This is a genomic window from Pedobacter sp. GW460-11-11-14-TSB4, from assembly GCF_059423705.1.
This window is the reverse complement of the sequence record NZ_JBWKYI010000070.1, coordinates 1-1,363: the sequence shown is the minus strand read 5'-3', so window position 1 is coordinate 1,363 and position 1,363 is coordinate 1. Positions and strand designations below refer to the sequence as shown.

Below are 1,363 nucleotides of genomic sequence, written 5' to 3'. Positions count from 1 at the left end.
CAACCGCTCCGACTTTAAACGACGTCACCATTACCAACGGTACGAATGATAGCAACGGTAAAGTAACACTCGATCCGGCTACTGGAGCGGTAAGTGTGTCAGCCAACACACCGGCTGGCGTTTATACCTTAACTTATACGATCACCGATAAACTGGATGCTTCGAAAACGTCTACCGCAACGGTAAAAGTAAACGTGGCTTCAGGTGCTTTATTGGCGAAGGATGATTCGGGAAGTGCAAACGGTCTGGTAGGGGGAGTAGCTGTAAATAATGTCCTTTCTAATGATAGTTATAATGGAACTTCAACCGCACCAACCTTAAATGATGTAAACTTATCGCAGATTTCGACTACAAATCCTAACGTAACACTTAATGTTTTAACCGGACAGGTAGAGGTAAAACCAAATACACCAGCAGGTATTTACACCTTAGTTTATGAAATCGTAGATAAATTAGATGCAAATCAAACTAAACAAGCTACAGTAACCATCACGGTTGCTGCACCTGCATTGGTTGCCACAAACGATAGCGGAAATGCAAACGGCTTCACCGGCGGAACAGCAGTTGAAAATGTATTGCTTAACGATACCTACAACGGCAATCCGGCTACCTTAAATGAAGTGAAACTAAGTCAGGTTTCGACTACGAATCCGAATGTTACTTTAGATGTGACAACCGGAAAGGTGAATGTTGCACCAAACACGCCGGCAGGAACTTATACTTTGGTTTACCAGATCGAAGATAAACTGAACCCAGGCAAGACGAAAACAGCTACGGTAACCATCACGGTTGCTGCACCTGCATTGGCTGCCACAAACGATAGCGGAAATGCAAACGGCTTCACTGGCGGGACAGCAGTTGAAAATGTATTGCTTAACGATACCTACAACGGTAACCCGGCTACCTTAAATGAAGTGAAATTAAGTCAGGTTTCGACCACCAATCCGAATGTTACTTTAGATGTGACAACCGGACAAGTGAATGTTGCACCAAATACGCCGGCAGGAACTTATACTTTGGTTTACCAGATCGAAGATAAACTGAACCCAGGTCAGACGAAAACGGCTACAGTAACCATCACGGTTGCTGCACCTGCATTGGCAGCCACAAACGATAGCGGAAATGCAAACGGCTTCACCGGCGGAACTGCAGTTGAAAATGTATTGCTTAACGATACCTACAACGGTAACCCGGCTACCTTAAACGAGGTGAAATTAAGCCAGGTTTCGACCACGAATCCAAATGTTACTTTAGATGTGGCAACCGGAAAAGTGAATGTGGCACCAAATACGCCGGCAGGAACTTATACTTTGGTTTACCAGATCGAAGATAAACTGAACCCAGGTCAGACGAAAACGGCTAC

General features: G+C 44.8%; 1 protein-coding gene. It reads left to right on the top strand.

Annotation, left to right across the window (positions count from 1 at the left end):
• A partial coding sequence (locus AC07YT_RS25055; protein WP_494945585.1) for a hypothetical protein occupies positions 1 to 1,363 on the top strand: 1,363 nt, incomplete at both ends.